The sequence below is a fragment of the Streptomyces sp. NPDC005761 genome (assembly GCF_040630635.1).
In the GTDB taxonomy this organism is placed as follows: domain Bacteria; phylum Actinomycetota; class Actinomycetes; order Streptomycetales; family Streptomycetaceae; genus Streptomyces.
The window spans coordinates 1-1,624 of sequence record NZ_JBEXXX010000108.1; the positions used below are offsets into that span (position 1 = coordinate 1).

2 protein-coding genes are annotated in these 1,624 nt (G+C 70.5%); both read left to right on the forward strand.

Annotated features, from left to right (window positions below; translation table 11 throughout):
• The coding region (locus ABZ434_RS36060; protein ID WP_359146339.1) for an RICIN domain-containing protein at positions 1-151 on the forward strand (151 nt) is incomplete at its 5' end.
• Positions 148-1,624: ThuA domain-containing protein (locus ABZ434_RS36065; protein WP_359146336.1), on the forward strand; the 1,477-nt coding region annotated here is incomplete at its 3' end. The genes ABZ434_RS36060 and ABZ434_RS36065, both read left to right, overlap by 4 nt.

The following is a 1,624-nucleotide window of genomic DNA, read 5'->3' on the forward strand; positions in this document are numbered from 1 at the left end:
GCAGAAGTGGACCCCAGGCGCTGACGGGACGCTGCGCAATCCGCAGTCCGGCAAGTGCCTCGACGCGGAGGGCGTCTCCTCGGCCGACCGCACCAAGCTGCATCTGTGGACCTGCGGCACCGGAGCCAACCAGAAGTGGATCCTGCCATGAACCGACGACCGAACCGCCCCTTCGGACGCCTCGTCTGCTGGGCCGCCTGCGGCCTGCTCGGCATCGCTGCCCTGCCGGCGGCGGCCGCGACCGCCGCCCCCGAGCCCGCCGTACTCGAACGCCCGGCACCCACCGCGGTGAAGGCCGCCGCCGCGGACCCCGCGTACGACGTGCTGGTCTTCTCCAGGACCGCGGGATTCCGCCACTCCTCCATCGACGAAGGCATCACCGCCCTGCGTGAGCTGGGCGCGGCCGGCAACTTCACCGTCACAGCGACCGAGGACGCCACAGCCTTCACCCCGTCGAACCTTGCCGGGTACGAGGCCGTCGTCTTCCTCTCCACCACGGGCGATGTCCTCGACGCCACTCAGCAGGCCGCCTTCGAGGGGTACATGGCCGCCGGCGGCGGTTATGTCGGCGTCCACGCGGCGGCCGACACCGAGTACGACTGGAGCTGGTACGCGGGCCTGGCCGGCGCCCTCTTCCAGTCGCACCCGGCCATCCAGCCCGCCAAGGTCAAGGTGGAGGACCGCGCCCACGACGCCACCGCCCACCTCGGCCCCACCTGGCAGCGGACCGACGAGTGGTACAACTACCGCACGAACCCGCGCACTTCCGCCCACGTGCTCGCCTCGCTCGACGAGTCCAGCTACAGCGGCGGGAGCATGGGCGGCGACCACCCCATCGCCTGGTGCAAGGACTACGCCGGCGGGCGCGCCTTCTACACCGGCGGCGGCCACACCGAGGAGTCGTACAGTGACCCGGCCTTCCGCCGTCATCTGCTCGGAGGCATCCGCTGGGCGGCCGAGCTGACCGAGGCCGACTGCCGTCCGGAGACCGGCTACACCACGCTCTACGGCAATTCGGGCACCACCGGCTGGAAACAGGCCGGCCCGGGCTCCTTCGCGGAGTCCGACGCCACCCTGACCTCGCGCGGCGGCCTCGGTCTCCTCTGGTACCAGGGCAAGGAGTACACCTCGTACTCCTTGAAACTCGACTGGCGGCAGGCCGGTGACGACAACTCCGGTGTCTTCGTGGGCTTCCCCGCCTCCGACGACCCCTGGTCCGCCGTGGACAGCGGCTACGAGATCCAGATCGACGCGACCGACACACCCGACCGCACCACGGGCTCCGTCTACGGCTTCAAGTCCGCCGACCTCGCCGCCCGTGATGCGGCCCTGAACCCGCCGGGGGAGTGGAACACCTACGAGATCCGGGTCGAGGGCGAGCGCCTCCAGGTCTTCCTCAACGGCCGCCGCGTCAACGACTTCACCAACACCGACCCCGTGCGCAGCCTCCGGCAGGGCCATATCGGCCTGCAGAACCACGGCGACGGCGACGACGTGTCCTTCCGGAACGTCCGGATCAAGGAACTCGGCGGCACCTCCGGTCCTCGTGAGGGTGTGATCACGGGTATCGGTGGCAAGTGCGTGGATGTGGACGGGGCCGCGTCGGCGGACGGGACGCAGATCC